Raw genomic sequence first — 25938 nt, 5'->3', positions numbered from 1 at the left:
CCACACTGTTCATCTCCGATTTTTTTTTTGACTTTTTTTTTTTAAAAATCAGCTATATAATTGTTGTAACAATAATTGTCAATGCAATTAATTGGAGGTGTGAAATTCTAATGAGACAAAAATATGATGAGTTTTCCTTTCAAACGACTAACGTTGCCAAGAAAATGCATCTGTTTCTGTCCAGAAGTTTGGCAGAGTACCAAGTTACACCCGAACAGTGGACAGTTTTAAATATTATCGAGCAAAAAGCACCAATTTCGCAGAAGCAGCTTGCTGAGTTTGCTGAAAAAGACGCGCCGACGATTAATCGTATTATTGACGTATTGTTGCGAAAAAAACTCGTGATTCGTAATACGGATGCACAAGATCGCCGCAAAACGCTTCTTCATCTGACGACTGCTGGAGCAGATTTGACGGAACTTTTGCGTGGTAAGGTGGAACAAGCCTGCTCGAAAATGTTTACGGGCTTCAGTGCGATGGACTTGACGAAATTTGCTGAGCTATTGAATCGTATCGAGAAAAATATTGAGTGAGAAGGGATTTTTTGGAAGAGAGAACAAAGTTATGGACGAAAGATTATGTATTTTTATTGATTGGAAGCATTTTCCTTTATGTTGGTTTTATGGTTTTTATGCCTACACTTCCGACACGGATTATTGAGCTTGGCGGGTCACAAGTTGAAGCAAGCCTTGCAGTTGGAATGTTTTCTGTTGTAGCACTTTTGATGCGCTCAGTTTCGGGAAGTTGGAATGATCGTTTCGGTTCGAAAATCCTGATTTTGATAGGGTTTTTAATTTTGATTGTGACGACGGCGAGTTTTTATGTATCCACAGCCGTTATTGCACTGCTTGCCGTCAGATTTGTTCAAGGCGCAGGCTGGGGAATTAGTACAACTTCGATTGCAACGGGTGTATCTGCGATTGTACCGCCGAATAAAACGGGTGAAGGGATCGGCTTTTATGGTTTGACGACAGCACTTGGCATGTCGCTTGCCCCAGTTATTGCCATTTTGATTATGAATCATTTTTCCTTCAATACGCTGATTACCTTTGCGCTCGTTATTTTAGCAGCAACATTTCTATTAATGCTCAAGGTGCGGATTAAACAAAAAAAAAGTAAAACGAACAGGTAAAATCAAGCTGTTTGAGAAAACGGCAATGCTGCCCGCCTTTTTATGCTTGTTAATGGCAATCCCCCTTGGCGGAATTCAGACATTCATGATGGTCTATGGAACAGAAATTCATGTCGATAATACGTGGATTTACTTTCTCGGCCAAGCCATTACAATTCTCATAAGCCGCCTCTTTGCCGGACGGCTATATGATACAAAGGGACACTTCGTCGTCATTGTTCCAGGTGTTCTTGCAATGGCGATCGGCATGTTGCTGCTTTCATTTGCGACAGGAGCCGTCACGCTCTTTTGTGCGGCACTTTTCTTTGGATTAGGATACGGAATGACACAACCTGCCTTCAAGCGCTTACAGTCGACCGAGCAGCCCCAGAAAATAAAGGTGCGGCAAACGGCACATTCTTGTCAGGTATGGATATCGGAATGGCAATCGGAAGTTTTGGCTTGAGTATTGTTGCAACCTATTCCAATTACGCACTGATGTATCGTTCTGCCATTTTAGCACTGGTTTTATTTCTTATTATTTATTTTGTGAAATTTGGTCGAAAAAAAGAAACGAAACGTCCTGTTCTTTAACAGGCGTTTCTTTTTTTTGGAAATAACCGCCAAATGGAGGGCTTTTCCTTTAAAAATAAAGGGTATCTGTTATAATATACAAAAGTATAAAAGATTAGTTTTTTCAATTTATTTTAAAAATTGTGTCTAAATTCACAAAGTGGAGGGAGGATTGAACAGAAAAAGCTCATATCTCACCGTTAAAATGATCTTGCAAAAGGGAGAAAAGCAGCCTTATCGGTGGTTTGTTGGATTAGAAAAATGAATGGGGAACAGGAGAGATGATGAGTGGAACGGGTATATAACTTCTCAGCAGGTCCGGCAATTCTTCCGGTGCCTGTCCTAGAACAAGTACAAAGGGAACTTCTATCCTATAAAAATTCGGGAATGTCAGTAATGGAGCTGAGTCACAGATCGAGTTTATTTGAAGATATCAGAGATGAAGCCGAACGGCTGCTTCGTGAACTGATGATGATCCCGGACAACTACAAGGTGCTTTTTCTGCAAGGCGGAGCGAGCTTGCAATTTACAATGGTTCCGATGAATCTTGCACCGAATAAAAAAGTTTCGTTTGTTCACACGGGATCGTGGTCAAAAAAAAGCAATTGAAGAAGCCGAAAAGCTTACAGATGTCGAAATCATTGCTTCATCAGTCGATAAAAATTTCAGCTATATTCCTGAAATTCCTGATGTCCCGAAAGATTCGGCTTATTTGCATATCACGACAAATAATACAATCGAAGGGACAGCGATTTTTGATGTACCGCAAACAAAAGAAATCCCGCTTGTGGCAGACATGTCCTCTAATATTTTATCGAGTGTTTATAAGGTTAGTGATTTTGGATTAATCTATGCCGGTGCGCAAAAAAATATTGGTCCAGCAGGACTTACGATTGTTATTGTACGTGACGATTTGATCGGTCAAGTTGAAAAGCTACCGGCGATGCTAGACTATGCGGTACAGGCAAAAAATGATTCGCTTTATAATACGCCTCCGACTTTTGCGATTTACGTGGCAAAACTTGTTTTAGAGTGGATCAAAACTCAAGGTGGAGTTGCAGCTGTTGAAAAGCAGAACCGCGCGAAGGCAGGCTTGCTTTATGAGTATTTAGATCGTTCGACCGTTTTTTCTTCACCAGTCGAGCGTTTTTGTCGTTCGCTTACAAATATTCCGTTTCAAACTGGTGATGCAGCACTCGATCGGCTCTTTTTGGAAGAAGCAGAGGGGAAAGGCTTCGTCAATTTGAAAGGGCATCGCTTGGTTGGAGGAATGCGGGCAAGTTTGTACAATGCCTTTCCGATTGAAGGGGTCGAGGCTTTGATGGCGTTTATGGATGAGTTTGCGCTCAAATATAAAGGGGGAGAAGTTCATGTTTAATATTGAAACACTGAATGCGATTGCGGAGGAAGGACTCGAGAGCTTCAATCGCGAGAAATACAGAGTGGACGAAAATGTAGATCCGGATGGACTTTTGTTGCGGAGCTACAGCTTGCATGATTATGAGTTTCCAAAGTCGCTTAAGGCGATTGCACGTGCTGGGGCGGGAGTAAATAATATTCCGCTCGATACTTGCTCGGAACAAGGGATTGTCGTATTTAATACCCCCGGGGCGAATGCGAATGCGGTGAAAGAACTTGTGCTTGCAAGTTTGTTTATGTCAGCAAGGCCGATTATCGAAGGAAGCGAATGGGTGAGAAAGATTGAGGGAGACGATATTGCTACGAAAGTCGAGGCGGGCAAGAAGGCCTTTTCAGGCACGGAGCTTCTCGGTAAAAAGTTGGGCATTATCGGTCTAGGTGCTATTGGAGCGCTTGTTGCGAATGATGCTGCGGCGATTGGCATGGAAGTCAGCGGTTTTGATCCTTATGTTTCAGTGGATACGGCTTGGAAAATTTCGACGGATGTAAAGCGAGCCGATACACTGGAAGAAATTTTGACAACTTGCGATTATATCAGTGTCCACGTGCCATTACGTGATAATACGCGCCAAATGTTCAATCCTGAAACTTTGCTTTTAATGCAGTCTAATGCGGTGCTGCTCAATTTTTCACGTGGGGAACTAGTGGATGAGGAAGCGATGGCAGAAGCGCTTGATGGTGGACGGTTGCGACTTTATGTGACGGATTTTGCATCTGATCGACTGTTAAAAACGAATCATGTGCGCGTATTGCCGCATCTCGGTGCGTCGACAGAGGAAGCGGAAATCAATTGTTCGATTATGGCTGCCCGTGAATTGCAATCGTATTTAGAAACAGGCACGATCAAAAACTCTGTGAACTATCCAAATGTTGAAATGCCCTATAATGGTCATCCAAGAATCGGAGTTTGCCACCGTAATGTGCCGAATACCGTAGGACAAGTTACGACGCTTGTAGCGAATCATGATGTAAATATCTTGGATTTAACGAATCGGAGCCGTGGCGATTATGCCTATACACTCTTAGATTTAGAACAAAGCGAGCTCGTCAACCTAGAGGCGATTAAGCGGGATCTTGAAGCGCTTGACGGGATTTTACGTGTGCGGGTCATTGAGCCGCTCGGTGTAACTGTATAAATTTATTTCCTGGGAAATAATCGGGCATAAAGATGCAAATTTTTATGCCCGTTTAATTGGTAAAGGGAGGGATTGAGATGGTAAAAGTGAGGCCATTTAAGGCAGTACGGCCAGAAGAAAATTTGGCGAGTGAAGTAGCATCGTTGCCATATGATGTGCTTTCGAGCGAAGAAGCGCGCGAACTGGGAGAGAAAAACCGCTATTCATTTTTACATATCGACAAAGCAGAAATTGATTTGCCGAAGACGGTGTCACCGTATGCAGACCAGGTTTACGAGCAAGCGCGAACAAATTTGCAGGAGTTTTTACAAAATAATTGGTTGAAAAAGGAAGCGAAAGCGGGTTTTTATTTGTATGAACTGACTTCGGCAGGGCGCTCGCAACTCGGGCTGGTTTGTGTGACGACGGTTGACGATTATATTAATGGAGCGATCAAGAAGCATGAGCTTACGCGTGAAGAAAAAGAGTTAGACCGGATTCGCCATATTGATGCTTGTGATGCGAATACGAGCCCGATTTTTCTGACGTATCGCGGACTTCAGCAGCTGGATGAAAAGCTACACGATTATGCGAAAGAGAATGCGGCGCTATATGATTTCACAAGTTTTTATGAAGTGCGACACCGGGTTTGGCGGATCATCGATGCGGATTTGGCGGAAGAAATTAGTGCGGCCTTTGAAGCGGTTCCTGCGCTTTATATTGCGGATGGACATCACCGGACGGAATCGGCAGTTAAAGTTGGGCTTGCGCGCCGGAAAGCGCATCTGGATGGGAATGGGGCGGAAGAGCAGGAATTTGATTATTTTCTTTCGGTGTTATTTCCGGCGGATGAACTGGAAATCTTGGATTACAACCGGGTGGTTAACGTGGAACTTCCGGATGATTTCTTAAAGAAGCTTCAGGGGAGTTTTGAGCTGACTCCGCCGCAAAAGGAGCCCTTTAAGCCAAGTGAGCCGCATGAATTTGGACTTTATTTGGATGGGAATTGGTATGGGCTTCGGGCACGTGAGGCGAGTATTCCGGCGGATGTAATCGGGCAGCTTGATGTGTCGATTTTGCAAGAGCAGGTGCTTTCGCCGCTGTTTGGAATTGAGGATGTACGCCGCGATAGTCGGATTGATTTTGTTGGCGGGATTCGCGGTCTTGGGGAACTCGAGCGGCTTGTCGACAGCGGTAAATTTAATGCCGCTTTTGCACTGTATCCGCCGAGTATGGAACAGTTGCTTGATGTGGCAGATGCGGGTAAAATTATGCCGCCGAAATCAACGTGGTTTGAACCGAAGCTTCTAAGCGGGTTGTTTGTTCATGAACTGGAAACGAAATAAATTTGTTGCGCTGACCTTGAACGAGGGAGGCGCACTTTTTTGTGGATAAAAAGAAAAAACGGTTGTTATCCACATGTGAATAAGTTAAAATAAGGAATATAAATTTTGTGGATAACTAAATAATGCTATTAAATGACATAAGCTTTGGTCAAAGCGGAGCGAAATGTTGTGTGGTCGCAAAAAATTTATTCGGACATTTCTAAGCCGGGCTTATTTGGCTTACATTTAGAAAGGTGGGAACAAGAATGGATTTTGATACTATTGCTGCTATCTCAACACCGCCTGGCGAAGGAGCCATTGCTATTATTCGTTTAAGCGGTGATGAAGCGATTCAGATAGCGGATCGTATTTTTTATGCCAAAAATTCGCTTGCGGATGCAGCAAGTCATACGATTCATTATGGGCATATTAAGGAAAATGATGAGGTTATTGAGGAAGTAATGGCCTCTGTCATGAAGGCTCCGCGCACGTTTACGCGTGAAGATGTGGTGGAGATCAACTGCCACGGCGGGATTGTTGCGGTGAACCGGGTTTTGCAGCTAATTTTAAGACGCGGCGCCAGGCTTGCTGAACCGGGTGAGTTCACTAAGCGCGCTTTTTTAAACGGACGAATTGATTTGTCTCAAGCGGAAGCGGTGATGGACTTGATTCGGGCGAAAACCGACCGTGCGATGGGGGTTGCGCTCAAGCAAATGGACGGCAATTTGTCACGGCTGATTCGCAATTTGCGGCAGGAGATTTTGGACGCGCTCGCGCAGGTGGAAGTGAACATTGATTATCCGGAATATGATGATGTGGAAGAAATGACGCAAAAAATGCTCGTGGAAAAGACACAACTTGTGAAGGCTTCGGTCGCTCAGCTGCTTGAAACGGCTCAGCAAGGAAAAATTTTGCGAGAAGGGCTTGCTACGGCAATTATCGGGCGGCCGAATGTTGGAAAATCTTCGCTCTTAAACCAGCTGATTCAAGAGGAAAAGGCCATTGTGACGGATATTGCTGGAACGACACGGGATATTATTGAAGAATATGTCAATGTACGCGGTGTACCGCTTCGTTTGATTGATACGGCAGGGATTCGCGAAACGGAAGATATTGTCGAGAAAATCGGCGTTGAACGGTCGCGTAAGGCGCTTTCTGAAGCGGATTTTATTCTGCTTGTATTAAACCAAAATGAAGTGTTATCGGATGAAGATCGGGCGTTGTTTGAAGCGGCGCGTGGTCAGCGTTTTGTCGTTGTGCTGAATAAAACGGATTTGGAGCGCAAGCTTGATGTTGCGGAAGTGGCGGAACTCGCGGGACAAAATCCGGTAGTGGAAACTTCGATGCTCACTGACGGAGGAATAACGGAACTCGAGGAAGCGATTCGGCGGCTCTTTTTCACAGGGGAAATTGACGCGGGCGATGCGACGTATGTATCGAATGTGCGCCATATCGCGCTTCTTCACCAAGCAAGCGATGCACTTGATGCGGTAATTGAAGGAGTTGAAGCCGGAATGCCGGTTGATATTGTGCAGATTGACATGACGCGAGCGTGGGATTTACTTGGAGAAATTACTGGCGATTCGGTGCAAGATGAATTGCTCGATCAGCTGTTTAATCAATTTTGTCTTGGAAAATAAAGGAGATGGAACGATATCATGCAAATGTATGAAGCGGGTCACTATGATGTGATTGTCGTCGGTGCAGGTCACGCTGGCGTTGAAGCAGGCCTTGCAAGCGGCCGGATGGGCGCAAAGACACTCATGCTTACGATTAATTTAGATATGGTGGCATTTATGCCTTGTAATCCTTCTGTTGGAGGTCCAGCAAAAGGGGTAGTCGTGCGCGAGATTGATGCTCTCGGCGGCGAAATGGGACGCAATACCGACAAAACGTATGTGCAAATGCGGATGCTCAATACCGGCAAAGGTCCTGCTGTGCGCGCGCTGCGCGCGCAATCGGATAAATGGGATTATCAACATGAAATGAAGCATACCATTGAAAAAGAAGAAAACATTACACTCAAACAAGGCTTGGTCGACCGACTTATCATCGAGGACGGCGTCTGCCGCGGGGTCATTACGAACAGTGGTGCGGCATACACGGCAGAGACAGTGGTGCTTACAACTGGCACGTTTTCGCGTGGTGAAATCATTGTCGGCGATTTACGCTACTCAAGTGGACCAAATAACCAACAGCCTTCTGTAAAGCTCTCTGAGCACTTGGAAGAACTTGGATTCGAACTGCGCCGCTTTAAAACTGGAACACCGCCGCGTGTAAAATCAAGTTCGATTGACTATTCGAAATCTGAAATTCAACCGGGCGATGAAAATCCGCGTGCATTCAGTTATGAAACAACAGAGATGCTACTTGAGCAACTGCCATGCTGGCTGACGTATACGAACGAGGCGACACATGACATTATTAATGCGAATTTGAGTCGGTCACCAATGTTCACGGCGACGAAAAAAGGCACGGGAGCGCGTTATTGTCCGTCGATAGAGGATAAAATTGTCCGCTTCAGCGATAAACCACGTCACCAAATTTTCCTTGAGCCAGAAGGACGCAATACGGAAGAGGTATACGTGCAAGGACTTTCGACGAGTTTGCCGGAAGATGTGCAGGAAAAAATGCTCCGGACGATTCCAGGGCTTGAAAATGTAGAAATGATGCGGGTTGGCTATGCAATCGAATATGATGCTGTGATGCCAGATCAGCTGTGGCCGTCGCTTGAAACAAAACGAATTCCAGGTCTTTACACAGCAGGGCAGATCAATGGAACGAGCGGATACGAAGAGGCTGCAGGTCAAGGGCTTATGGCGGGAATTAATGCTTGTCGCAAGGTTCAAGGGAAAGAACCAATCGTACTTGGGCGCGATCAAGCTTATATCGGTGTTTTAATTGATGATCTTGTGACAAAGGGTACTGAGGAACCTTATCGCTTGCTTACTTCGCGTGCTGAATATCGTTTGCTGTTGCGTCATGACAATGCAGATTTGCGCTTAACGGAAATCGGACATGAAATCGGGCTGATCAGCGATGAACGCTACGCGCGCTTCTTAGCGAAAAAAGAAGCAATCGAAATGGAAAAACGACGTCTAGAAACAACGCGGATTAAACCGACAGAAGAGGTTCAAGCGATGCTACGCGAACTTGGATCAGCTGAGCTAAAAGATGGCGTACTTGCTGCAGATTTCTTACGTCGTCCTGAGATGACATATGATAAAATTAAACAAATTGTTTCACGTGAAACATCTTTGACTTGGGACATTGAGGAACAAGTGGAGATTCAAATTAAATATGAAGGTTATATTGAAAAAGCCTATCAGCAAGTAGAAAAAATGAAGCGGATGGAAGATAAAAAAATTCCTGAAAGAATTGATTATGATGCGATTTTTGGACTAGCAACAGAAGCTGTTGAGAAACTGAAAAAAATCGAGCCGCTTTCGATCGCGCAAGCAAGCCGCATTAGCGGGGTAAACCCTGCGGATATTTCGATTCTGCTTGTATACATCGAGCAAGGGAAAATAGCAAAAGTAAAGTGAGGGAAAAGACGAGATGAAGCCAGAAGAATTTCGAGCGAAGCTAGCGGAAGAGGGCATTCAGCTTAACGACAAGCAAATGAAGCAATTTAAGCGTTACTTTGAGCTGCTTGTGGAATGGAATGAAAAAATGAATTTAACTGCGATAACAGACCTTGAAGGCGTTTATTTGAAACACTTTTACGATTCCGTCTCCGCGGCCTTCTACGTGTCGTTTGACGAATTTGACACCATTTGCGACGTAGGTGCGGGTGCAGGCTTTCCGAGTATTCCCTTAAAAATTTGTTTCCCGCACCTTGAGGTCAGCATCGTTGACTCATTACAGAAACGCATTACGTTCCTAAACCACCTTGCAGCCGAACTAGAACTTGAGCAAGTTCACTTCTATCATGACCGGGCTGAAACTTTCGGTCAGAATAAAGCGCATCGTGAAAAGTATTCGCTTGTTACTGCTCGCGCAGTAGCGCGCATGAGTGTGCTAGCAGAGCTTTGCATGCCGCTTGTGAAAAAAGGCGGTGTCTTTGTTGCGATGAAGGCGCAACAAGCTGAGCAAGAGCTTGATACGGCGAAGAAAGCTATTACGCTGTTTGGTGGAAAAGTAAAAGAACATTATGCATTCCAACTGCCAATTGAAAATAGCGAGCGCAATCTGTATATCATTGAAAAAACAAAGGAAACGCCTAATAAATATCCGCGTAAAGCGGGAACTCCGAATAAACAACCGATTGAATAATGTTTTTCTTTCCTATTTCTGCTAAAATGAGAGAAGGATATTAAATGATGTGAAAGAAACTGGGAAAGGACGATACTTCATGGCTTTTTCACTTTTTGGAAAAAAAGATAAAAACAATAATGATGAACAAGTAGCGGAAGATCAGCTGAAACAGCATGTTGAGGAAATTGCATTGGATCAAATTGTGCCAAACCAGTTTCAGCCTCGAACAATTTTCAACCAAGAAAAAATTGAAGAACTTGCGGAAACGATTAAAATTCATGGGATTATTCAACCGATTGTGGTTCGCAAACTTGAAGAGGGCGGCTATGAAATCATTGCTGGCGAAAGGCGTTACCGAGCGGCTTCTCACTTAAAACTTCCTGTGATTCCTGCGATTGTCCAAGACTTTAGCGATGATGCTTCTGCGGCTATTGCTTTAATTGAAAATTTGCAAAGGGAACAGCTAACCCCGATTGAAGAAGCTGCAGCTTACCAGAGCTTGCTTGAGATGAACGGAGTGACACAAGAAGCGCTTGCAAAGCAAGTTGGCAAAAGCCAGTCTGCGATTGCGAATAAGTTGCGTCTTTTAAAGTTGCCGAAACCAATTCAAGAAGCTGTACTTGCGAAGGATATCTCAGAACGGCATGCCAGATCGCTCTTAGCGCTTGACGGAGAGCCGGAGCAGTTAAAGTTTTTAAACAAAATAAAGGAAGACCATTTGAATGTGAAACAAACGGATAGCTTGATTCGCGATTTTTTAACAAAAGAACAAGAACCACCTAAAAAACGATCTAAGATCAAGTTAGTGAGTAAAGATGTTCGCATCGCGCTGAATACGATCAAAGAATCGGTTTCGCTTGTGCAAAAAAGCGGAACAGACTTGAAAATGAGCGAAACAGAATCCGATGATTTTTATGAAATTACGATCCAAATTCCTAAAAATAAATAGCAGAAGGAGCTTCCTCGAATGAAGATACTGAAAATTCTTTGGCATATCGTTGGTATTGCTTGCTCAGCGATGATTTTGCCTTCTTTTGTCTCGTCTATTACAACCGCACTTCTAAGTTTGCAGCCTCAGCGCATGGTGATTTTTTTCATCTATCCGCTGATGTCGAGCAGTGCTGCTGCTGAGATCAGTAATATGAGAGCTGTGCTTACGGCTGGTGCCGGTTATCTAATGTACTTGATTGCCTTTGCATATGCTTTTTGGCTGATCAAACAAATCTACGGCTGGTATAAAAAAGCAAAACAGTTGGATAAAAATACGAACTAAAGCAATCTTCATTGAGAAGATTGTTTTTTTATTACAATTTGGGTATAAAGGATGCAAAAATTTACTAAACCAAGTAAAATTAAAGTAGATGGAAAAAAGATGAGGAGAGGGGGCGGATAGTCATGGCTAAAATTATTTTTGTGAAAGATGAGGAAGAACAGTTCCAAGCTTATGACTTTATACAAGATTTAATACAAAATCAACCGCTGATGGCAACACTTTTGTTACAAGGAATGCTAGAACTCGAACAGGCTGAAACTCGCAAATTAAGTACGGGGAAACAAGTTGCGCCAGATATTCACCTGACGATTGGCAAGAGTCAAGCATACTCGCTACAGTCGACGCGAGTGGAAACATCAATTGATCAGCCGCTACATGAATTAAAACTTCACTTCAAAGATAAGAACTGCCGTTTAATTTATTTCACAGCATTTTCCGAAATGGAGACGTACTATTGCTTTATCAAAGGATACTTTAAAGATAAAAATCCATTTACTGATCAAATGGGGGCTTATCGTGAGGAAGCAAAACGAATTTTTCTTAGTCGTGTAAATGCTGATTTAAGCATCGGTCAGGATAACTATAGTTTTGAATCGCTGAAAGAGTTGGCGTGGAAAAATGATGGAATGACGCATTACTTAGAAAGTTTTTCGGCAGTACTTGCCCGTGTTATTGTGGCAAAGCGAATCACGAAAAAATGGTCCCAGCTTGATTTAGCGTTAAAAACGGATTTATCACCAACAATCATAGAACGCATTGAAGCGGGAGATCCAGATTTAACTTTCCGAATGTATCAAAAGGCCTGTTCTGTGTTAGAAGTAAAAATTAACATCAGTGCCAAATAAGCCAAAAGACCCACAAACAAAATCTCTGCTACGTTTAGATAAAAATCTAAATTTAGCGGAGATTTTTAATTTAAAGCAACGTTTTACTAAAAATGTTTCACGTGAAACACTTTTTTTTTAAGTAAAAAGAAAAAATTTTGCTTTTTTATGAGACGGATTCGAAAAGTTTTGGTAGAATAGAATTTATAGAACTGAGAGATCAGGAACTTAATAAGGGCTGGTGAAAAAATTGACCAAAATTATTGCACTTGCAAATCAAAAAGGCGGGGTAGGAAAAACAACTTCTTCCGTTAATCTTAGCTCTAGCCTTGCTTTTTTGGGAAAAAAAGGTCTTGCTAGTAGACATTGATCCTCAAGGGAATGCCTCTAGTGGCGTCGGTATTAATAAGGGAGAAATTGAAAACTGCATATATAATGTGCTGGTTGATGATGTTCCTTTAAAAGATGTATGTCAACGAACAGAGTTAGATAATTTAGATGTTATTCCTGCAACGATCCAACTTGCAGGGGCTGAAGTAGAGCTTGTACCGGCGATTTCGCGGGAGCTACGCTTAAAGAGAGCGATTGATACAGTCAAGGATGACTATGATTATATCATTATTGATTGTCCGCCATCACTAGGCCTGCTTACATTAAATGCACTTACGGCCTCAGATTCAGTTTTGATTCCAGTTCAATGTGAGTATTATGCGCTGGAAGGTTTGAGTCAGCTGCTTAATACGATTCGAATTGTGCAAAAACAATTGAATTCAGAGCTGCAAATTGAAGGAGTATTGCTTACAATGCTTGATGCCCGAACGAATTTGGGAATTCAAGTTATTGATGAAGTGAAAAAATACTTTCAAAATAAAGTATTTGATACTATTATCCCGCGGAATATCCGCTTAAGTGAGGCGCCAAGTCACGGTAAACCTATTTTGCTATACGATCCAAAGTCAAAAGGAGCCGAAGTTTATTTAGAATTAGCTAAGGAAGTGATTGCTCATGGCTAAAGGTCTTGGAAAAGGAATAAATGCTCTATTCAATACGGTGGATACAGATGAAGAGACAGTAGTAAGTATTGCACTCGACAAAATTGCTGCAAATCCGTTTCAGCCGCGGAAGACTTTTGATGAAAAAGCCATCCAAGAGCTGACAGATTCAATTAAGCTACACGGAGTGTTGCAACCTGTTATTTTACGGGAAAAGAAAGACGGTTATGAAATCGTAGTTGGAGAGCGGCGCTGTCGGGCTTCAGCTAAGGCAGGATTGAGCGAAATTCCTGCAGTTGTCCGCAAGATGGATGACCGTGAAATGATGGAACTGTCGGTGATTGAAAACTTACAACGTGAAGATTTATCTCCGCTTGAAGAAGCGGAATCCTATAATTTTCTGATGAAGAATTTAAAGCTTACACAAAGTAAACTCGCTGAACGAGTTGGAAAAAGTCGTCCTTATGTGGCTAACTTCATCCGTTTGCTATCTCTTCCCGAAGAAGTACAAGACTTCATTCGAGAAGGTGCCCTCTCAGCTGGCCATGCGCGGGCGCTTCTTGCACTTAAGCAAAAGAAAAATATTGTGCCGCTGGCTAAGAAAACCATCAAAGACGGATTAACCGTTCGACAACTAGAGAAACTTGTAACAGATATTAATGAAGATGTTTCACGTGAAACAAAAAAGCCGAAGAAAGTACCGGTATTTATCCGTGAAAGTGAAAATCAATTGCGCGATAAGTTTGGAACTGCTGTTTCTATTAAGCGCAATAATAAAAAAGGCAAGATTGAGATTGAATTCCTTTCGGATGACGACTTGGATCGGATTTTAGATATTTTAGATATTCAATTTGATGACTAAATAAGATTTGTGAAGAGGAAGAGTATGGAAAATAAAAAATTTGAATTGAATGATATTGTTGAAATGAAAAAGCCACATCCATGCGGGACGAATCGATTTCGTATTATTAGAATGGGGATGGATATTCGGATCAAGTGCGAGGGATGCGGGCATAGTGTTTTGATTCCGCGACGTGAGTTTGAACGGAAAATGAAGCGGATAATTTTAAAAAGCGAGAATGAATAATTAGAAAGACCTAGTCAATGTGATACTGGCTAGGTCTTTTGTTTGCATAGAAGGATTTGTGAATTATTTTGCGAATTTAAGAGGCCAATGGTTTGAAGTTATACTTGGTTTGCTTTACCATAATAGATATCATTTAATAATTAATATTAAGTGAAAAAATATACAGATGGAGGGAAAAGAGATGACGGAGAAGAAAAATTTAACAACAAACCAAGGTGCACCTATCGGAGATAACCAAAATTCAATGACGGCTGGCTTAAAAGGACCAACACTGCTTGAAGACTATCAGCTCATTGAAAAATTAGCACACTTTGACCGGGAACGGGTACCGGAACGAGTTGTCCATGCACGCGGCGTTGGAGCACATGGTAAATTTGTTGTGAAAAACAGTATGAAGAAGTATACTATGGCGCATTTTTTACAAGAAGAAGGGCAAGAAACAGAAGTTTTTGTGAGGTTTTCTACGGTTATTCATGGGTTGCATTCTCCCGAAACGCTTCGTGATCCGCGTGGCTTTTCTGTAAAATTCTACACAGAAGAAGGGAATTTTGATTTTGTTGGGAATAATTTACCAGTCTTCTTTATTCGCGACGCAATCAAGTTTCCAGATGTTATTCATTCACTTAAACCAGATCCGACAACAAATATTCAAGATCCGAATCGTTACTGGGATTACTTTAGTTTAACACCGGAAGCGACGACAATGATTACTTATTTGTTCAGCGACGAAGGGATTCCTGCATCATATCGCCAAATGCGGGGTTCGAGCGTCCATGCTTTTAAATGGATTAATGAGGAAGGAAAGACGGTCTATGTGAAGCTTCGCTGGCAGCCAAAAGCAGGTATTGTCAATTTGTCGACTGACCAAGCCTCACAAATTCAAGCAAAGGAATTTAATCATGCGACGCGCGACTTGCATGAAGCCATTGCAGATGGAAACTATCCGGAGTGGGATCTGTATGTTCAAGTGCTTGATCCGGCTGATCTTGATAAATTTGATTTCAATCCGCTCGATGCTACAAAAGACTGGTTTGAAGATGTTATTCCATATGAGCTGGTGGGGACAATGACTTTGACAGGTAATCCGGAAAATATTTTCTCGGAAACCGAATCGGTGGGCTTTAATCCGGGCGTGCTTGTACGTGGGATGTTACCGTCAGAAGATCGGCTGTTGCAAGGGCGCTTGTTCTCTTATTCAGATACACAGCGGCACCGGATTGGACCAAATTACCTACAGTTGCCTGTGAATCAGCCTAAAACACCAGTTGCAAATAATCAACGTGATGGGGCAATGCCGTTTAAACAGCAAACAAGCTCTATAAACTACGAGCCGAACAGTTATGAGTCTGAACCAAAAGAAAATGCCAAGTTCATTGAACCTGAACAAGAAATTCGCGGAGATATTGCTGGGCGCCTTATTGCTGAAAAGCCTAATAATTTCGGTCATGCACGCGAGGTATGGAAACGCTATTCAGAGGCAGAACAAAAAGCGCTTGTGAAAAATATTGCGGATGATTGGGCAAATGTCCGTGAAGAAATTAAAATTAGAAACTTGCGGAATTTCTATCAAGTCGAGCCAGTATTTGCAGAGCAAGTAGCTGCTAAGACGGGTATCGAGCTCGACAAGTACATCTCTGATTTAAAATAATTTGAAAACCTGCTCCCCATTTACGGGGGCAGGTTTTTTAGATGGTGGTTTTTTACATAAAAAAGCTTTATAATAGTTCTTAGTGATTTGATTCGATTAAAACGAAAAGGAGTTATTTGAAAAATGGCATTAACAGCTGGTATTGTTGGACTACCGAACGTTGGGAAATCAACGCTCTTCAATGCAATAACGAAAGCCGGTGCGGAGGCAGCAAACTATCCTTTCGCAACGATTGATCCCAATGTTGGGATCGTTGAGGTTCCGGATGGTCGTCTAAATAAGTTAACGGAGCTTGTTCAGCCGAAAAAAACAGTTCCGACTACATTTGAATTCACGGATATTGCCGGAATTGTAAAAGGGGCTAGTAAAGGCGAGGGGCTTGGAAACAAATTTTTATCGCATATTCGTCAAGTGGATGCAATCTGCCATGTGACACGCTGTTTTGATGATGAGAATATTACGCACGTCGAAGGGAAAGTAGATCCGCTCGATGATATCTCTACGATTAATCTAGAGCTGATTCTGGCAGATCTTGAGAGTGTTGAAAAACGAATCGGTCGTGTCGAAAAGCTTTCTAAGCAGAAAGATAAAGATGCTGTTGCGGAGTTCAATGTGCTGACAAAATTGAAAGAAGCATTCTTAAATGACAAGCCGGCTCGTGCGGTTGAATTTAACGACGAAGAAGAAAAGATTGTAAAAAATCTCTTTTTACTTACTAAAAAACCGGTTCTTTATGTGGCGAATGTAAGTGAGGAAGATGTTTCAAACCCTGATGGTAATAACTACGTGCAGCAAGTGAGAGAATTTGCAGCTAGTGAAGGTTCAGAAGTTATCGTTGTATGTGCTCGTGCCGAGGAAGAAATTGCGGAGCTGGAAGATGATGATAAGGCGGATTTTCTTGAAGCACTTGGTATTGAGGAATCTGGCTTGGATCAATTGATTCGTTCTGCTTATTCGCTTCTTGGACTGGCTACTTACTTTACGGCAGGTGTTCAAGAGGTTCGAGCTTGGACTTTCCGTAAAGGAATGAAGGCGCCGGAATGTGCTGGAATCATTCATACTGACTTTGAACGCGGCTTTATCCGTGCGGAAGTAGTTTCTTATGATGCGCTCGTCGAATATGGTTCGGAACAAGCGGCTAAAGAAGCAGGTAAAGTACGTCTAGAAGGTAAAGAATACGTCATGCAAGATGGTGATGTTGTTCATTTCCGTTTCAATGTATAAGTGTTTCACGTGAAACATTTTTGAGTCGAACTCCTAGGAGTTCGACTTTTTGCGCGTAAAAAAAGCTTCTGCCAATCTGGCAGAAGCTTTCGTTTTATTCAGCAAACAAGTATTCAATAATGCGATCGCCAATCATCTTACGTTCACCTTGATAGGGGAAGGCGTGCATCTGGATGGCTGGATTGAAATTGAGTTCAATAATCGCAGCTTTTTCGTAATCAAGCGGATTTGGAGGAACAATGATATCAACTCCGCAGAATTTGGCATCGGCGACTTTCGCGGCACGAATTGCAAGCTCTTTATAGTAGTCATCCATGGATTCAGTTACATCTATGCTGTCCCCGCCAGTGCTGATATTTGAGTTTTCCCGAAGGTAAATAATTTGATCTTTCGCTGGAATGTCATCCCACTTCATCTGATGCAGTTCAAGCATCAGTGTTTCTTCGGGACCCTTTAAGATTTTTTCAAGTGGTTTTAAGTGATCGGTACCACGTAGCGGGTCGTCGTTTTTCTCGTCTACAAGTTCGCTTACTGAGTGGACGCCATCACCAATCACATTAGCAGGCACACGCTTTAATACCGCTTCAATTTGATCACCGATAATAAGAAAACGATATTCATCTCCTGGAATAAATTCTTCAACCATCACAGCTTGATCATAGCTGAAAGCAATCTTTAAGGCTTCTTTAAAGACCTCTTGCGAAAACTCTTCTTTAAAAATACTGATCCCAAGTCCGTAGTTTGTCGATTTAGGCTTCACTACAATTTGTTTGCCAACAAAATGACTGTAGCATTCAAGAGCGGTATCAAAATCAGTGAAATTCTCTCCGAACGGTACACGAACGCCATTTTCAGCAAGAATTTTTTTTAGTCACAACTTTGTTTTCCATCATCAGTACCGAAACATAATTATCTTTAGCCGTTTTTGTAGCTTGTTTGACGAGTTCAACGTGTCCTTTTTTCGAAAGACGTAAAAAGTTTTCGATTCGGTCAAGGATATCGACTTTGATCCCTTTTTTCCAAGCAGATTTCCAAACGATTTGCGTGGAAAGTTCAAAATCCTCAGCTCCAATTAAGCGGTAAGCTTCAAGATCGGCATGTTCAAAAGAATCACGTGCGATACGAAGGTGATAGGGCAGATAGCCTTTTGCACGGATATTTTCAGTTACTTGAGCAGCAAAAGTTTTTTCAGCGTGTAGCAACCGGTCCTTTTGCAAGTCCAGTACGAGACGTAAATTTTTATTAGTTGGAGCAAAGCTTTCTAAAATTTGTTCAATCTTATCAAGCTCAGCCATTCCTGCTTCGACAAACGGAATACGCTCTTCCGAACAGCCGACAATAGTAGGGTGTGAAAGTCCGAATAATGCAGTCATTTCTTCATTGCGGTCTGCAATTTCTTGGTTATCTGTGCAAAGCTCTCTATCCTCAGATAAAAGGCCAGTGAGCAGGAACAAATGCAAGAAATACAGTGTGTCTTTTGCTATTCCGATTTCTTCAAGCGGATTTAAATCAATCGAACGAATTTCAAGGTATTCGACACCCTGTTCAGCTAGGCTTTCTAATGTTTGATCCGTATTGCTGTTTTTTAATCGGATAGGATTGTAGAACTCGCGCATGCTGTTGATGCGTCCGTCTTTAATATGATCTCCAATCGAACGAATATATCCATCAAACGTATTGTAATCAATGTGGAGAGCTTCTTTATTCTTATAACCGGATGAGCTGTTGCGAAGCGAAATCCCTTCTTTGATTAAACGAACACCGTCTGCAAGTTTCTCTTCATTTGCAGTTTGTGTAAAGCCGTCCATGTAAGCAGGCCCAGCCCCTGTCAAATAAACCATCAGCCAACGATTTTTCATAAAGTATTTTGCAGTTTTCAAATACATCCGATTTTTGAACGCTTGATAAGTTTCTCCCTCCATTTGAAATTCTTGGAAGAGCGGTTTTAGAAGCTGATCAGAAAACGAAAAATTATAATGTGTTCCCGATAATAACTGGATTTTTTTTGCCGTATTCTTTTGCTAAATGTTCGCGATACTGACGGCTTGCGCTATTCGCTCCATCACTGTACACTGCGATTGGAATATCTTGTTCAGCAGGAATAAGCGGCGGATTGCTGTTTGGCCAGAGAAGTTCATCTTCGTTAATTGAAAGCGTGACGATGTTATGCAAATTTGCAACGGCATCATAAACGTCTTCAATTGAATCGCAAACAGGCGTTATCATTTCAATTTGACTTTCGGAAAAGTCGGTTTTAATGTATGAATTATCTTCTTTAGGACCAAAAATAGCCGGATGGGGAGTTAAAGCAAGCTTTCCACTAGATGTTACACGTAAATTTTCTTTCTCTAACCCGAAGTGTCCGGAAAAAACCTTTTTAGCAAGCGAAGATTCAGTTTGTAAAAAAGTAAGCAATGGTTGATCTAAATTAATCATTGTTTCACCCCGATGAAAATATTTTTCCATCTCATATATTACAGCAAACTCCCCAGTTAGTATAATATTTGGTTTGTGAAACAACAAAAAGAGATTTCATGTATAATAGTTATAAGAATTTCACAAGGAAAGGATAAATGTAATGGAAGTAAAGCAAGTTACTAAAGCAATTGATGATCAAATCGTATTGCAGAATATTTCCTTTCAACTGAAACAAGGCGAGATTACTGCGCTGATTGGTCGAAACGGAGTAGGTAAAACCACGCTTTTTAGCACGATTTCTGGTATTTATACGGCAGATAGCGGAGAAATCCTGATTAATGGAGTGAACTTGGCTGTAAACCCCGCCTTAAAGCGGCAAATTTTCTTTTTGGAAGATAGTATGAATTATTTCAATACTTATAACGTGAAAGCAGTAGTAAAGCTTTACAAATCCATTTATCTTGATTTTGACGAAGAGAGCTTTGCAAATTTGTTAGCTCGTTTTGATATGAATGAAAAAACGAAGATTATTTCTTTTTCAAAAGGTCGAAAAGCACTGTTCTTTATGATTTTAGCTTTTTCATTGAATGTAAAATATTTATTGCTTGATGAGCCGCTCGAGGGGCTGGATGTTTTGATCAAGAAGGAGTTGCTGGCTTTTTTAAAGGAGCAGGCACGAGAAAAGGGGACGAGTATTTTAATTGCATCGCACCGACTGGATGAGCTTGAAACCATTGCTGACCGCGTGCTGCTACTCAAAGGAACCGGCCTTGAACTCGATTTGTACTTGGATACACTTCGGGCGGAAACCTTAAAAATCCAAGTTGCATTTCGGACGAAGGGCGTGCCTGATTTTGTGAAAAAGGAAGCCCAGCTTTTGAGCCGCAACGGACGCATCTACACAATTTTCATTTCAAATGAAGTCGATGCTTTCACAGCGCGGCTTGAGGAGGAAAAACCGATTTTGTATGAAGAGCTCGTGATGACGATTGAAGATGTCTTTCAACTTTATTTAACAGAAGAAAAAATTGACTATCTTGAATTGTGAAGGAGGAATGATCTTGTTTGATAAAGGTTTATGGTATAAAGAATGGCAAAGTTCAAAATGGGCATTTCTGCTTGTCTTTCTCTTTTTCATGTTAGGAATTTTCGGTGGCCTATTTTCCGATGTGAGCCGCTGGGAATCCACTGATCGCTATTACCATTCTGCTGAATTTATAAAAGAACAACAGAAAAATAGTGACCTAAGACTTTCAGAGAAAGAAATTGATCAGAATTTAACCGTTGTTTATTTGATTCCTAATTTGATTCAAATGAACAACTACGATAATGTATCGATTCAAAATTTTTATCTAGCTTCATTCACTAATGATCTCTTTTTCAGCGCGAGCAAAATTGCTGTGTTCTTGTTAGGTTTCTTTTTGATCGCCTTTGAACGTTATACAAGGAAAAATCGCTTTACGGCTCTCTTGCCCTTCAAGCGGACAGCGATCATCGCAGTGAAACTTTTGCAGAGCTTTGCGGTCATTACTATCAGTTATTGCGCTTCTTTTGGTTTTGGAATGCTATATTTCAATTCAAAAATTCCAAGCGAGTATCTAAAATGGAATCAATCTCAGCTCATGATTGATGGGCTAAGTGCCTATCTAAGCTTTATTTTAATCTTTTTGCTCGCTGTTGTTGTCAGCTTGTGCATTGCTTCACCGATTCCGAGTGTTTTGATTGGGACGGGAGCATGGCTTTTTCCGAATGTAGTCATCAACGCGCTCGATAAGATTTTTTTTAATTATACAACGCCCATCTGAAAACCCTAATTTGGATAGTTTAATTAAATTTGAAGATTATCTGCTAGTGTTCAGTCCGTTTGAGCTGCAGGGAAATTCCTTTGGACCGGCGCTATTTTTCAGTGTGATGATTATTATCCTCACGTTCGGTGCCGTTTTGCTTTTTAAACAGCAAAAAATCGAGCGAAATGGCCAACTGTTTGCTTTTAAATGGGTAAAATGGCCGCTTTGCCTGCTATTTTCACTTTCTGTCGGCGCCGTTACGGCAAATTCTGTGGATGGAAACCTTGATCCAGGCATCTCTCTTGCTGCCTATTTCACCGTAGCAATTTTGACCGCCTTTATCTTATTTTTTGTTTGTATTTTCATAGTTAAGCGATTTTCAGCTTATTTTCAAATGACTAAATAAAGCGTCGCCATTTAGACAAATTTTCTGTATAATGGATTTTATAAATAGAAGTAGGAGGAGTTAATAAAGTGGCTACAGAAACAGAAGTAAGCAAACCTTCTTTAGAAGAACAAAAAGGACAGCTAACAAACAAGAATTTGCAATATGTTCAAGAAGTTGAAAAACACTTAAAAACAACAGATTACGGTGAAGCACAGCGCACAGAAATCGTCCGTGAAATGATTGAAAAAAATTCTTGGACAGCAAAAGCAAGGTGTAACTGCACGTAAATTATTTGATTTAACACCGACTGAATATGTGACTTCTCTTACAGTTAAAGCTGAAAGAACTCCAGTTGATGAAACAACTGGCAAAGGTTGGCTGTTTCTTGACGGTGCGCTCCTAGTACTCGGTGCAATGATGCTAATTTCTGGGATCAGTGCATTCTTCCAAGGGCAAACACTTGGATTGGCTGTTTTACTTGTAACAGGTATCGTCGGTGGATTTGCAATGATTGTGTTGCGCAAGTATTCTGCTGAAATGCGTGCTGGCAAAAAAGGTAGTACACTACGTTATATTTTAATGGCAGTACTCGTAGTTGCTGTTTGGATGCTTGTAATGACCGGTGTTCAAATAATCGTTCCACCAGCAATCAATGTAGCTTTAAGTCCGATCGTGATGACGGTTGCCGGTGCCGCTATTTTGGCACTTCGCTGGTACATCAAGCGCCAAAAAAATATTCCATCCTTATAAAAAAGAGGAAGCAGCTGCATTTTCAGATGATTTTTGGATGGAGCTGCTTCTTTTATTTCCCGGGAAATAAAAGAAAGGGGTAAGACGAAAGATGTTTTCTTATGAAGTAGTGAAGACTTTTACGGAGACGGAGCAGCACTTGTACCGTTTCATTATGAAGAATCGTGATAAAGTTGTGTATATGCGTGTTCGCGAATTGTCAGAAAGCACACATGTTTCGCCAGCTTCGATCGTTCGTTTTACAAGGAAACTCGGATTTGATGGGTTTTCTGAGTTTAAAGTGCAGCTTAAGCAAGAAATTCGTTCAACCGGCAAAAGGAAAACCGCGGATACTGTTGAGGTTCTGGAGGAGTTTTTTGAACGCACTTTAAATCGTGATTATGAGAAGCAGCTTGAGGAAGCAGTCCAGATGATTGCTGGGGCAAGTTTGGTTGTTTTTTTTGGTATTGGAACATCTGGTATTTTAGCGGAATATGGATCACGTTATTTTTCAAATTTAAAGAAACGCACTTTTTATATAAAGGACCCATTCTATCCGAATCCGGCTGAACAGTTTGATAATGCTGTGATTATTATTTTATCCGTGTCAGGCGAAACGGATCATGTGATTGATCAGGCACAGAATATGCGCGAATATGGTAGTAAGATTATTAGCATCACGAATACAGGCAAGAATACACTTGCGGCCCTATCAGATATCAATATTCCTTATTTCGTCACGCCGGAGATGATTGACCGGACGAATATCACTACTCAGATACCTGTTTTATTTTTACTTGAATCGATTGCGAAGAAAACTTACAATCGTGAATATACGTAACGAAAGCGAGAAGCCTAGCAAAATTTGTGAGGCTTCTTTTATTTGTTAGCTGAGGTTTTGCTGAATACAGGAAAATATGACTTTTTTTATAAAAGGGAGGGGTTGAAAATGAATACGGTGGACGAAGTTGTTCGTCTTAGAAAACTTGGTCAGCTGAAAGAAAGCATGGAAATGATGCAAAGTGTGCTTGCGGAAAATCCAGAGAGCGGAATGAATCAGTATCAGATGGCTTGGTGCTATGATAATCTTGGCGAAGAAAGGAAAGCTGTATCGCACTATCAAATGGCGATTGAGTTAGGGCTTTCAGGCGAAGATTTGATGGAAGCGTATCTCGGGCTTGGAAGTACACTGCGAAGTTTAGGTGACTATGAAGAAGCAGACCGTGTGTTTCGAAAAGCTCGGAATGCTTTTCCAGATTCGTCTGTATTGGAAGTTTTTCAAGCGATGGTTTTCTATAATAAGGAAAACTATGCAGAAGCAATGGAGCAGATTCTCAAATTACTGGTAAAAAAAAACGAATGATGTTGAGATTGCTGCTTTTTCGGATGCTATTTTGTTTTATAGCGATAAGCTGGATCAAAAGTGGGAATGAGCGAAAAGTAAAACTTAAAAAAACAATAGTCAAAATCTACTCGGGATTTTGGCTGCTTTTTTTATTTGTGTGCTGGATGGAGCAAAACAAGAAGCTCTTCTAAAAAAATACGAAGACTTGCTTCAATAGCAGTAGTTCGCTAACCAGACTAATGACAAAATAAACGTAACGTTTTTATTCACAGCATCAATTTGGCGAGACTAGTAAACTGAGTCAATCACACACACTTTTTTAAAAAGGAATTATTTTATGATTAAAACGGGGCGGAAGACGGGTTTTCATAAAACCGTGAATTTTATAAGCTTCAGATGAAAAAGTAAGAATTGAATCTTAGTCTAGCAACCAGTCCGTTGTGGTATCTTTTAGAAAAGTACTGCTCTCGGAACTCAGTTTATTTTCGTAAGTGCAAGTGCTAATACAGTATATTGAAAAACAAACAAAACAGAACAAAAACCTTCATTTTTTAGATGAAGGTTTTTATTCTGTCTTATCATTCAAATGCTCCATACTTTAAAGCGTTACGCTTATTCGCAGCGTCTGCTTTTCCAACGCACGCAAACATATTTTTACCGTTTGCATGTTTAAATTCGACCCAGACATATCCGCTCGAAAAAGCGACATGATGATAGTTTACTTTTTTTCCTTTGGTAATCCGGTCATATTGAGTTGCCTTTACAGTGGGTTCTGCTTTTACAGCCACATTTGTATGGGCTGTGAACGTACCGGTTTCTGCATAATAACGATCAAACTTCGGATTGACCACTTTTACAGCTACCGTTTTGTTCTGTCCCGCTTTTAAATAAGCAAGGAGTGCTTGATTTTGCACAGCAGTTCCAACATAACTGGAAATCCCTGCTTTCTCCGCCCATTTTTTTTCGATTGGTCATGCTGTTATCAAGTCCGATTGATTTCATATAATCGACTACGCTAAGCGAGTTACCGGCGGGGGCTGAATTTTTGACCGATGCAACTGTCGCAGTCGAATGCGCCACCGTTCCAGAAAACGTATCGCTCCCGTAACCACGATGCGGGTATTCGAGATGCGGTTTATCGATGAAAGACTTCCAATCTCCGCCCCACTGGAATCCAAGTAGCTTAGCTTGCGCGACAAAGCGCTTCATACTCGGCTCATCATAACCGTTCCAGTTTACAGCTGTCCCTTTTGCCGGCACGAAATCGAGCGCCTGCCCCACTAAATGATACGACTTCATTGTTTGAGATGCACCCTTTCGGACGTTTTCTTCCTGCTGTGCTTTCGATCTGAGTGTTTCATAAATTAGTACATCAATTTTTTCCTGTTCCGCCCATTTTAGCAATTTCGTCGCGGCTGCTTTCGTGTTGTCCGCAAGCTTGGCAATATTTGCCCAGTTACGGCTACTGTAGTGACATGTCATGAAAATTCCCCCTTTCCCCGTTCTTGCCGCAGAGTTTCGTCTGCTTTTCGTGCGACTTTTGTGAAGCTGTTGTTTTTCCACCAAGCCCAGGCACTAGCGCCCACCGTCAGTACAAGTGAACAAATTTCGGCAAGTTCATGCTCGGCGATTACAAGTTCAAACGGACTTTTGTTTAAAGCCGTGAGCAATTGATTTAAAAGAGCCAACGCCAAAATCAGCGTGCGGGCAATGACAGCTCCTTCGATGGCGTTTTCTTTCATTGTGCTTTTCTCCTTTCTTGTTGCAGTTTTTGAATCAATACATTTAAATCCTGATTTTCTTGTTTTAATTTTCGAATTTCGTCACGCAGTTCACCAAGCTGGCGATTATATTCCTCGATGATCTTCTGGATCTCGGTTGTATAAAGAGTTTCCATCGTTGTCTTGCTTGTTCTTTTTGATGCAAAATAGGTTCCTATGGCCGTGATGCAGGCCACGACAACAGTGGCTGGAATCGAGTAAAGTAAGTTCATCATCGGAAATCTTCCGTTGCCGCTTCATAAAGAATGGCGGTATTTAATCCGAGAATGAAAATCCAGCCGCTATTCGGATGCCCTCCGAGTTCTTGACTGAAAAAGGCAGCGAAAAACAGTGCCCACATAAATGCCATTGCGATTACGACCCAGCGTCTTACTCGATTTTTCCCAGTTAACAAGCAAAGGATATTTAAAAAACCAATACCAGCCATGATGGATGCAATGACTTGGTCATCCATCAAATCTGTAAGTGGCTGATAAACCGTTTTTGTTGCCATAAAATCTTGATGTGCCAGAAGAAATACGCCAAATAATAAAGTTTGCGAAGCGAGAATCAGCGAGAAAGTCTGCGTGCGGATACGAACCCAAATTGCTTTCATGGGATTCCCTTCTTTCTAATTTGTATTTAAATCTGCGGCCGCAGAGA

Annotated in this window: 23 protein-coding genes and 5 pseudogenes; 22 read left to right on the top strand and 6 right to left on the bottom strand. The window is 41.7% G+C overall.

Going from position 1 to position 25938, the window contains the following annotated elements:
- Window positions 1-110 precede the first annotated feature (110 nt).
- From MFLO_RS12715 to ychF, 16 genes and pseudogenes are all read left to right on the top strand, one after another.
- Window positions 111-533, top strand: coding sequence for a MarR family winged helix-turn-helix transcriptional regulator (locus MFLO_RS12715; RefSeq protein ID WP_036098390.1), 423 nt, complete (start codon window positions 111-113; stop codon window positions 531-533).
- Between the two features lie 11 nt (window positions 534-544).
- Window positions 545-1705 (top strand): annotated as a pseudogene (locus MFLO_RS12710) (MFS transporter).
- A 267-nt stretch (window positions 1706-1972) separates the two neighbouring features.
- Window positions 1973-3062 (top strand): annotated as a pseudogene (serC, locus tag MFLO_RS12705) (3-phosphoserine/phosphohydroxythreonine transaminase).
- Complete coding sequence (locus tag MFLO_RS12700) at window positions 3055-4239, top strand: phosphoglycerate dehydrogenase (RefSeq protein ID WP_036098389.1); 1185 nt, start codon at window positions 3055-3057, stop codon at window positions 4237-4239. Before serC ends, MFLO_RS12700 begins: the two are co-directional and overlap by 8 nt.
- A 77-nt stretch (window positions 4240-4316) precedes the next feature.
- Window positions 4317-5564: a DUF1015 domain-containing protein gene (locus MFLO_RS12695; RefSeq protein WP_036098388.1), complete on the top strand. Its 1248-nt coding sequence runs from the start codon at window positions 4317-4319 to the stop codon at window positions 5562-5564.
- Window positions 5565-5809: 245 nt separating this feature from the next.
- Window positions 5810-7183 (top strand): tRNA uridine-5-carboxymethylaminomethyl(34) synthesis GTPase MnmE, encoded by a 1374-nt coding sequence (mnmE, locus tag MFLO_RS12690; RefSeq protein WP_036098387.1) that lies wholly within the window; start codon window positions 5810-5812, stop codon window positions 7181-7183.
- Between the two features lie 18 nt (window positions 7184-7201).
- Complete coding sequence (mnmG, locus tag MFLO_RS12685; protein ID WP_036098386.1) at window positions 7202-9088, top strand: tRNA uridine-5-carboxymethylaminomethyl(34) synthesis enzyme MnmG; 1887 nt, start codon at window positions 7202-7204, stop codon at window positions 9086-9088.
- 13 nt (window positions 9089-9101) lie between these two features.
- Window positions 9102-9818, top strand: coding sequence for a 16S rRNA (guanine(527)-N(7))-methyltransferase RsmG (gene rsmG, locus MFLO_RS12680; RefSeq protein ID WP_036098385.1), 717 nt, complete (start codon window positions 9102-9104; stop codon window positions 9816-9818).
- Window positions 9819-9897: 79 nt separating this feature from the next.
- Window positions 9898-10749, top strand: a complete 852-nt coding sequence (gene noc / locus MFLO_RS12675; RefSeq protein ID WP_036098399.1) for a nucleoid occlusion protein — start codon at window positions 9898-9900, stop codon at window positions 10747-10749.
- 18 nt (window positions 10750-10767) lie between these two features.
- Window positions 10768-11073 carry a hypothetical protein gene (locus tag MFLO_RS12670; protein ID WP_036098384.1) on the top strand — a complete coding sequence of 102 codons (306 nt, stop codon included), beginning with the start codon at window positions 10768-10770 and terminating at the stop codon, window positions 11071-11073.
- Between the two features lie 122 nt (window positions 11074-11195).
- A complete protein-coding gene (locus tag MFLO_RS12665; protein ID WP_036098382.1) occupies window positions 11196-11918 on the top strand; it encodes a helix-turn-helix domain-containing protein in 723 nt (240 codons plus the stop codon).
- 229 nt (window positions 11919-12147) lie between these two features.
- Window positions 12148-12910 (top strand): annotated as a pseudogene (locus MFLO_RS12660) (ParA family protein).
- Window positions 12903-13751: a ParB/RepB/Spo0J family partition protein gene (locus MFLO_RS12655; RefSeq protein ID WP_036098381.1), complete on the top strand. Its 849-nt coding sequence runs from the start codon at window positions 12903-12905 to the stop codon at window positions 13749-13751. Before MFLO_RS12660 ends, MFLO_RS12655 begins: the two are co-directional and overlap by 8 nt.
- Window positions 13752-13775: 24 nt before the next feature.
- Window positions 13776-13976, top strand: a complete 201-nt coding sequence (locus MFLO_RS12650; RefSeq protein WP_036098380.1) for a DUF951 domain-containing protein — start codon at window positions 13776-13778, stop codon at window positions 13974-13976.
- Between the two features lie 181 nt (window positions 13977-14157).
- A complete protein-coding gene (locus MFLO_RS12645; protein ID WP_036098379.1) occupies window positions 14158-15624 on the top strand; it encodes a catalase in 1467 nt (488 codons plus the stop codon).
- 123 nt (window positions 15625-15747) lie between these two features.
- Window positions 15748-16848 (top strand): redox-regulated ATPase YchF, encoded by a 1101-nt coding sequence (gene ychF / locus MFLO_RS12640; RefSeq protein WP_036098377.1) that lies wholly within the window; start codon window positions 15748-15750, stop codon window positions 16846-16848.
- A gap of 94 nt (window positions 16849-16942) precedes the next feature.
- Here ychF and gshAB read toward each other — a convergent pair.
- A pseudogene (gshAB, locus tag MFLO_RS15200) lies at window positions 16943-19284 on the bottom strand (bifunctional glutamate--cysteine ligase GshA/glutathione synthetase GshB).
- A gap of 142 nt (window positions 19285-19426) precedes the next feature.
- Between gshAB and MFLO_RS12625 the strand changes: the two are divergent.
- The 6 genes and pseudogenes from MFLO_RS12625 (at window position 19427) to MFLO_RS12605 (ending at window position 23533) form a co-directional block, all read left to right on the top strand.
- The gene (locus tag MFLO_RS12625; RefSeq protein WP_036098374.1) at window positions 19427-20314 is read left to right on the top strand and encodes an ATP-binding cassette domain-containing protein; all 888 of its coding nucleotides are present in this window, start codon (window positions 19427-19429) and stop codon (window positions 20312-20314) included.
- A 13-nt stretch (window positions 20315-20327) separates the two neighbouring features.
- Entirely contained in the window at window positions 20328-21071 is a 744-nt protein-coding gene (locus MFLO_RS12620) for a hypothetical protein (protein WP_241433662.1), read from the top strand.
- A gap of 10 nt (window positions 21072-21081) precedes the next feature.
- Window positions 21082-21459 (top strand): hypothetical protein, encoded by a 378-nt coding sequence (locus MFLO_RS16605; RefSeq protein ID WP_241433661.1) that lies wholly within the window; start codon window positions 21082-21084, stop codon window positions 21457-21459.
- Window positions 21460-21527: 68 nt separating this feature from the next.
- Window positions 21528-22191 (top strand): annotated as a pseudogene (locus MFLO_RS12615) (DUF1129 domain-containing protein).
- Window positions 22192-22282: 91 nt separating this feature from the next.
- Window positions 22283-23011: a MurR/RpiR family transcriptional regulator gene (locus MFLO_RS12610; RefSeq protein WP_036098372.1), complete on the top strand. Its 729-nt coding sequence runs from the start codon at window positions 22283-22285 to the stop codon at window positions 23009-23011.
- A gap of 108 nt (window positions 23012-23119) precedes the next feature.
- Window positions 23120-23533, top strand: coding sequence for a tetratricopeptide repeat protein (locus MFLO_RS12605; RefSeq protein ID WP_051993665.1), 414 nt, complete (start codon window positions 23120-23122; stop codon window positions 23531-23533).
- 560 nt (window positions 23534-24093) lie between these two features.
- Here MFLO_RS12605 and MFLO_RS14850 read toward each other — a convergent pair.
- The 5 genes from MFLO_RS14850 to MFLO_RS12585 are packed head-to-tail and all read right to left on the bottom strand — an operon-like array spanning window position 24094 to window position 25891.
- Window positions 24094-24366 (bottom strand): SH3 domain-containing protein, encoded by a 273-nt coding sequence (locus MFLO_RS14850; protein WP_051993664.1) that lies wholly within the window; start codon window positions 24364-24366, stop codon window positions 24094-24096.
- The gene (locus MFLO_RS12600) at window positions 24347-24997 is read right to left on the bottom strand and encodes a M15 family metallopeptidase (protein WP_051993663.1); all 651 of its coding nucleotides are present in this window, start codon (window positions 24995-24997) and stop codon (window positions 24347-24349) included. Before MFLO_RS12600 ends, MFLO_RS14850 begins: the two co-directional genes overlap by 20 nt.
- A complete protein-coding gene (locus tag MFLO_RS12595; protein ID WP_036098371.1) occupies window positions 24994-25257 on the bottom strand; it encodes a phage holin in 264 nt (87 codons plus the stop codon). Before MFLO_RS12595 ends, MFLO_RS12600 begins: the two co-directional genes overlap by 4 nt.
- Window positions 25254-25511, bottom strand: a complete 258-nt coding sequence (locus tag MFLO_RS12590; RefSeq protein WP_036098370.1) for a hypothetical protein — start codon at window positions 25509-25511, stop codon at window positions 25254-25256. The genes MFLO_RS12595 and MFLO_RS12590 overlap by 4 nt, the downstream gene beginning before the upstream one ends.
- The gene (locus MFLO_RS12585) at window positions 25508-25891 is read right to left on the bottom strand and encodes a hypothetical protein (protein ID WP_036098368.1); all 384 of its coding nucleotides are present in this window, start codon (window positions 25889-25891) and stop codon (window positions 25508-25510) included. The genes MFLO_RS12590 and MFLO_RS12585 overlap by 4 nt, the downstream gene beginning before the upstream one ends.
- Window positions 25892-25938 lie beyond the last annotated feature (47 nt).

The sequence above is a fragment of the Listeria floridensis FSL S10-1187 genome, assembly GCF_000525875.1.
GTDB lineage: Bacteria > Bacillota > Bacilli > Lactobacillales > Listeriaceae > Listeria > Listeria floridensis.
Note: the sequence above shows the minus strand (reverse complement) of the source record. Positions and strands in the feature narration are given on the sequence as shown.

What these genes read in the sequence shown, in the direction of transcription:
- MFLO_RS12715 (WP_036098390.1), top strand. Translation starts at nt 111, where the DNA reads ATGAGACAAAAATATGATGAGTTTTCCTTTCAAACGACTAACGTTGCC.
- MFLO_RS12700 (WP_036098389.1), top strand. Translation starts at nt 3,055, where the DNA reads ATGTTTAATATTGAAACACTGAATGCGATTGCGGAGGAAGGACTCGAG.
- MFLO_RS12695 (WP_036098388.1), top strand. Translation starts at nt 4,317, where the DNA reads ATGGTAAAAGTGAGGCCATTTAAGGCAGTACGGCCAGAAGAAAATTTG.
- mnmE (WP_036098387.1), top strand. Translation starts at nt 5,810, where the DNA reads ATGGATTTTGATACTATTGCTGCTATCTCAACACCGCCTGGCGAAGGA.
- mnmG (WP_036098386.1), top strand. Translation starts at nt 7,202, where the DNA reads ATGCAAATGTATGAAGCGGGTCACTATGATGTGATTGTCGTCGGTGCA.
- rsmG (WP_036098385.1), top strand. Translation starts at nt 9,102, where the DNA reads ATGAAGCCAGAAGAATTTCGAGCGAAGCTAGCGGAAGAGGGCATTCAG.
- noc (WP_036098399.1), top strand. Translation starts at nt 9,898, where the DNA reads ATGGCTTTTTCACTTTTTGGAAAAAAAGATAAAAACAATAATGATGAA.
- MFLO_RS12670 (WP_036098384.1), top strand. Translation starts at nt 10,768, where the DNA reads ATGAAGATACTGAAAATTCTTTGGCATATCGTTGGTATTGCTTGCTCA.
- MFLO_RS12665 (WP_036098382.1), top strand. Translation starts at nt 11,196, where the DNA reads ATGGCTAAAATTATTTTTGTGAAAGATGAGGAAGAACAGTTCCAAGCT.
- MFLO_RS12655 (WP_036098381.1), top strand. Translation starts at nt 12,903, where the DNA reads ATGGCTAAAGGTCTTGGAAAAGGAATAAATGCTCTATTCAATACGGTG.
- MFLO_RS12650 (WP_036098380.1), top strand. Translation starts at nt 13,776, where the DNA reads ATGGAAAATAAAAAATTTGAATTGAATGATATTGTTGAAATGAAAAAG.
- MFLO_RS12645 (WP_036098379.1), top strand. Translation starts at nt 14,158, where the DNA reads ATGACGGAGAAGAAAAATTTAACAACAAACCAAGGTGCACCTATCGGA.
- ychF (WP_036098377.1), top strand. Translation starts at nt 15,748, where the DNA reads ATGGCATTAACAGCTGGTATTGTTGGACTACCGAACGTTGGGAAATCA.
- MFLO_RS12625 (WP_036098374.1), top strand. Translation starts at nt 19,427, where the DNA reads ATGGAAGTAAAGCAAGTTACTAAAGCAATTGATGATCAAATCGTATTG.
- MFLO_RS12610 (WP_036098372.1), top strand. Translation starts at nt 22,283, where the DNA reads ATGTTTTCTTATGAAGTAGTGAAGACTTTTACGGAGACGGAGCAGCAC.
- MFLO_RS12605 (WP_051993665.1), top strand. Translation starts at nt 23,120, where the DNA reads ATGAATACGGTGGACGAAGTTGTTCGTCTTAGAAAACTTGGTCAGCTG.
- MFLO_RS12600 (WP_051993663.1), bottom strand. Translation starts at nt 24,997, where the DNA reads ATGACATGTCACTACAGTAGCCGTAACTGGGCAAATATTGCCAAGCTT.
- MFLO_RS12595 (WP_036098371.1), bottom strand. Translation starts at nt 25,257, where the DNA reads ATGAAAGAAAACGCCATCGAAGGAGCTGTCATTGCCCGCACGCTGATT.
- MFLO_RS12590 (WP_036098370.1), bottom strand. Translation starts at nt 25,511, where the DNA reads ATGATGAACTTACTTTACTCGATTCCAGCCACTGTTGTCGTGGCCTGC.
- MFLO_RS12585 (WP_036098368.1), bottom strand. Translation starts at nt 25,891, where the DNA reads ATGAAAGCAATTTGGGTTCGTATCCGCACGCAGACTTTCTCGCTGATT.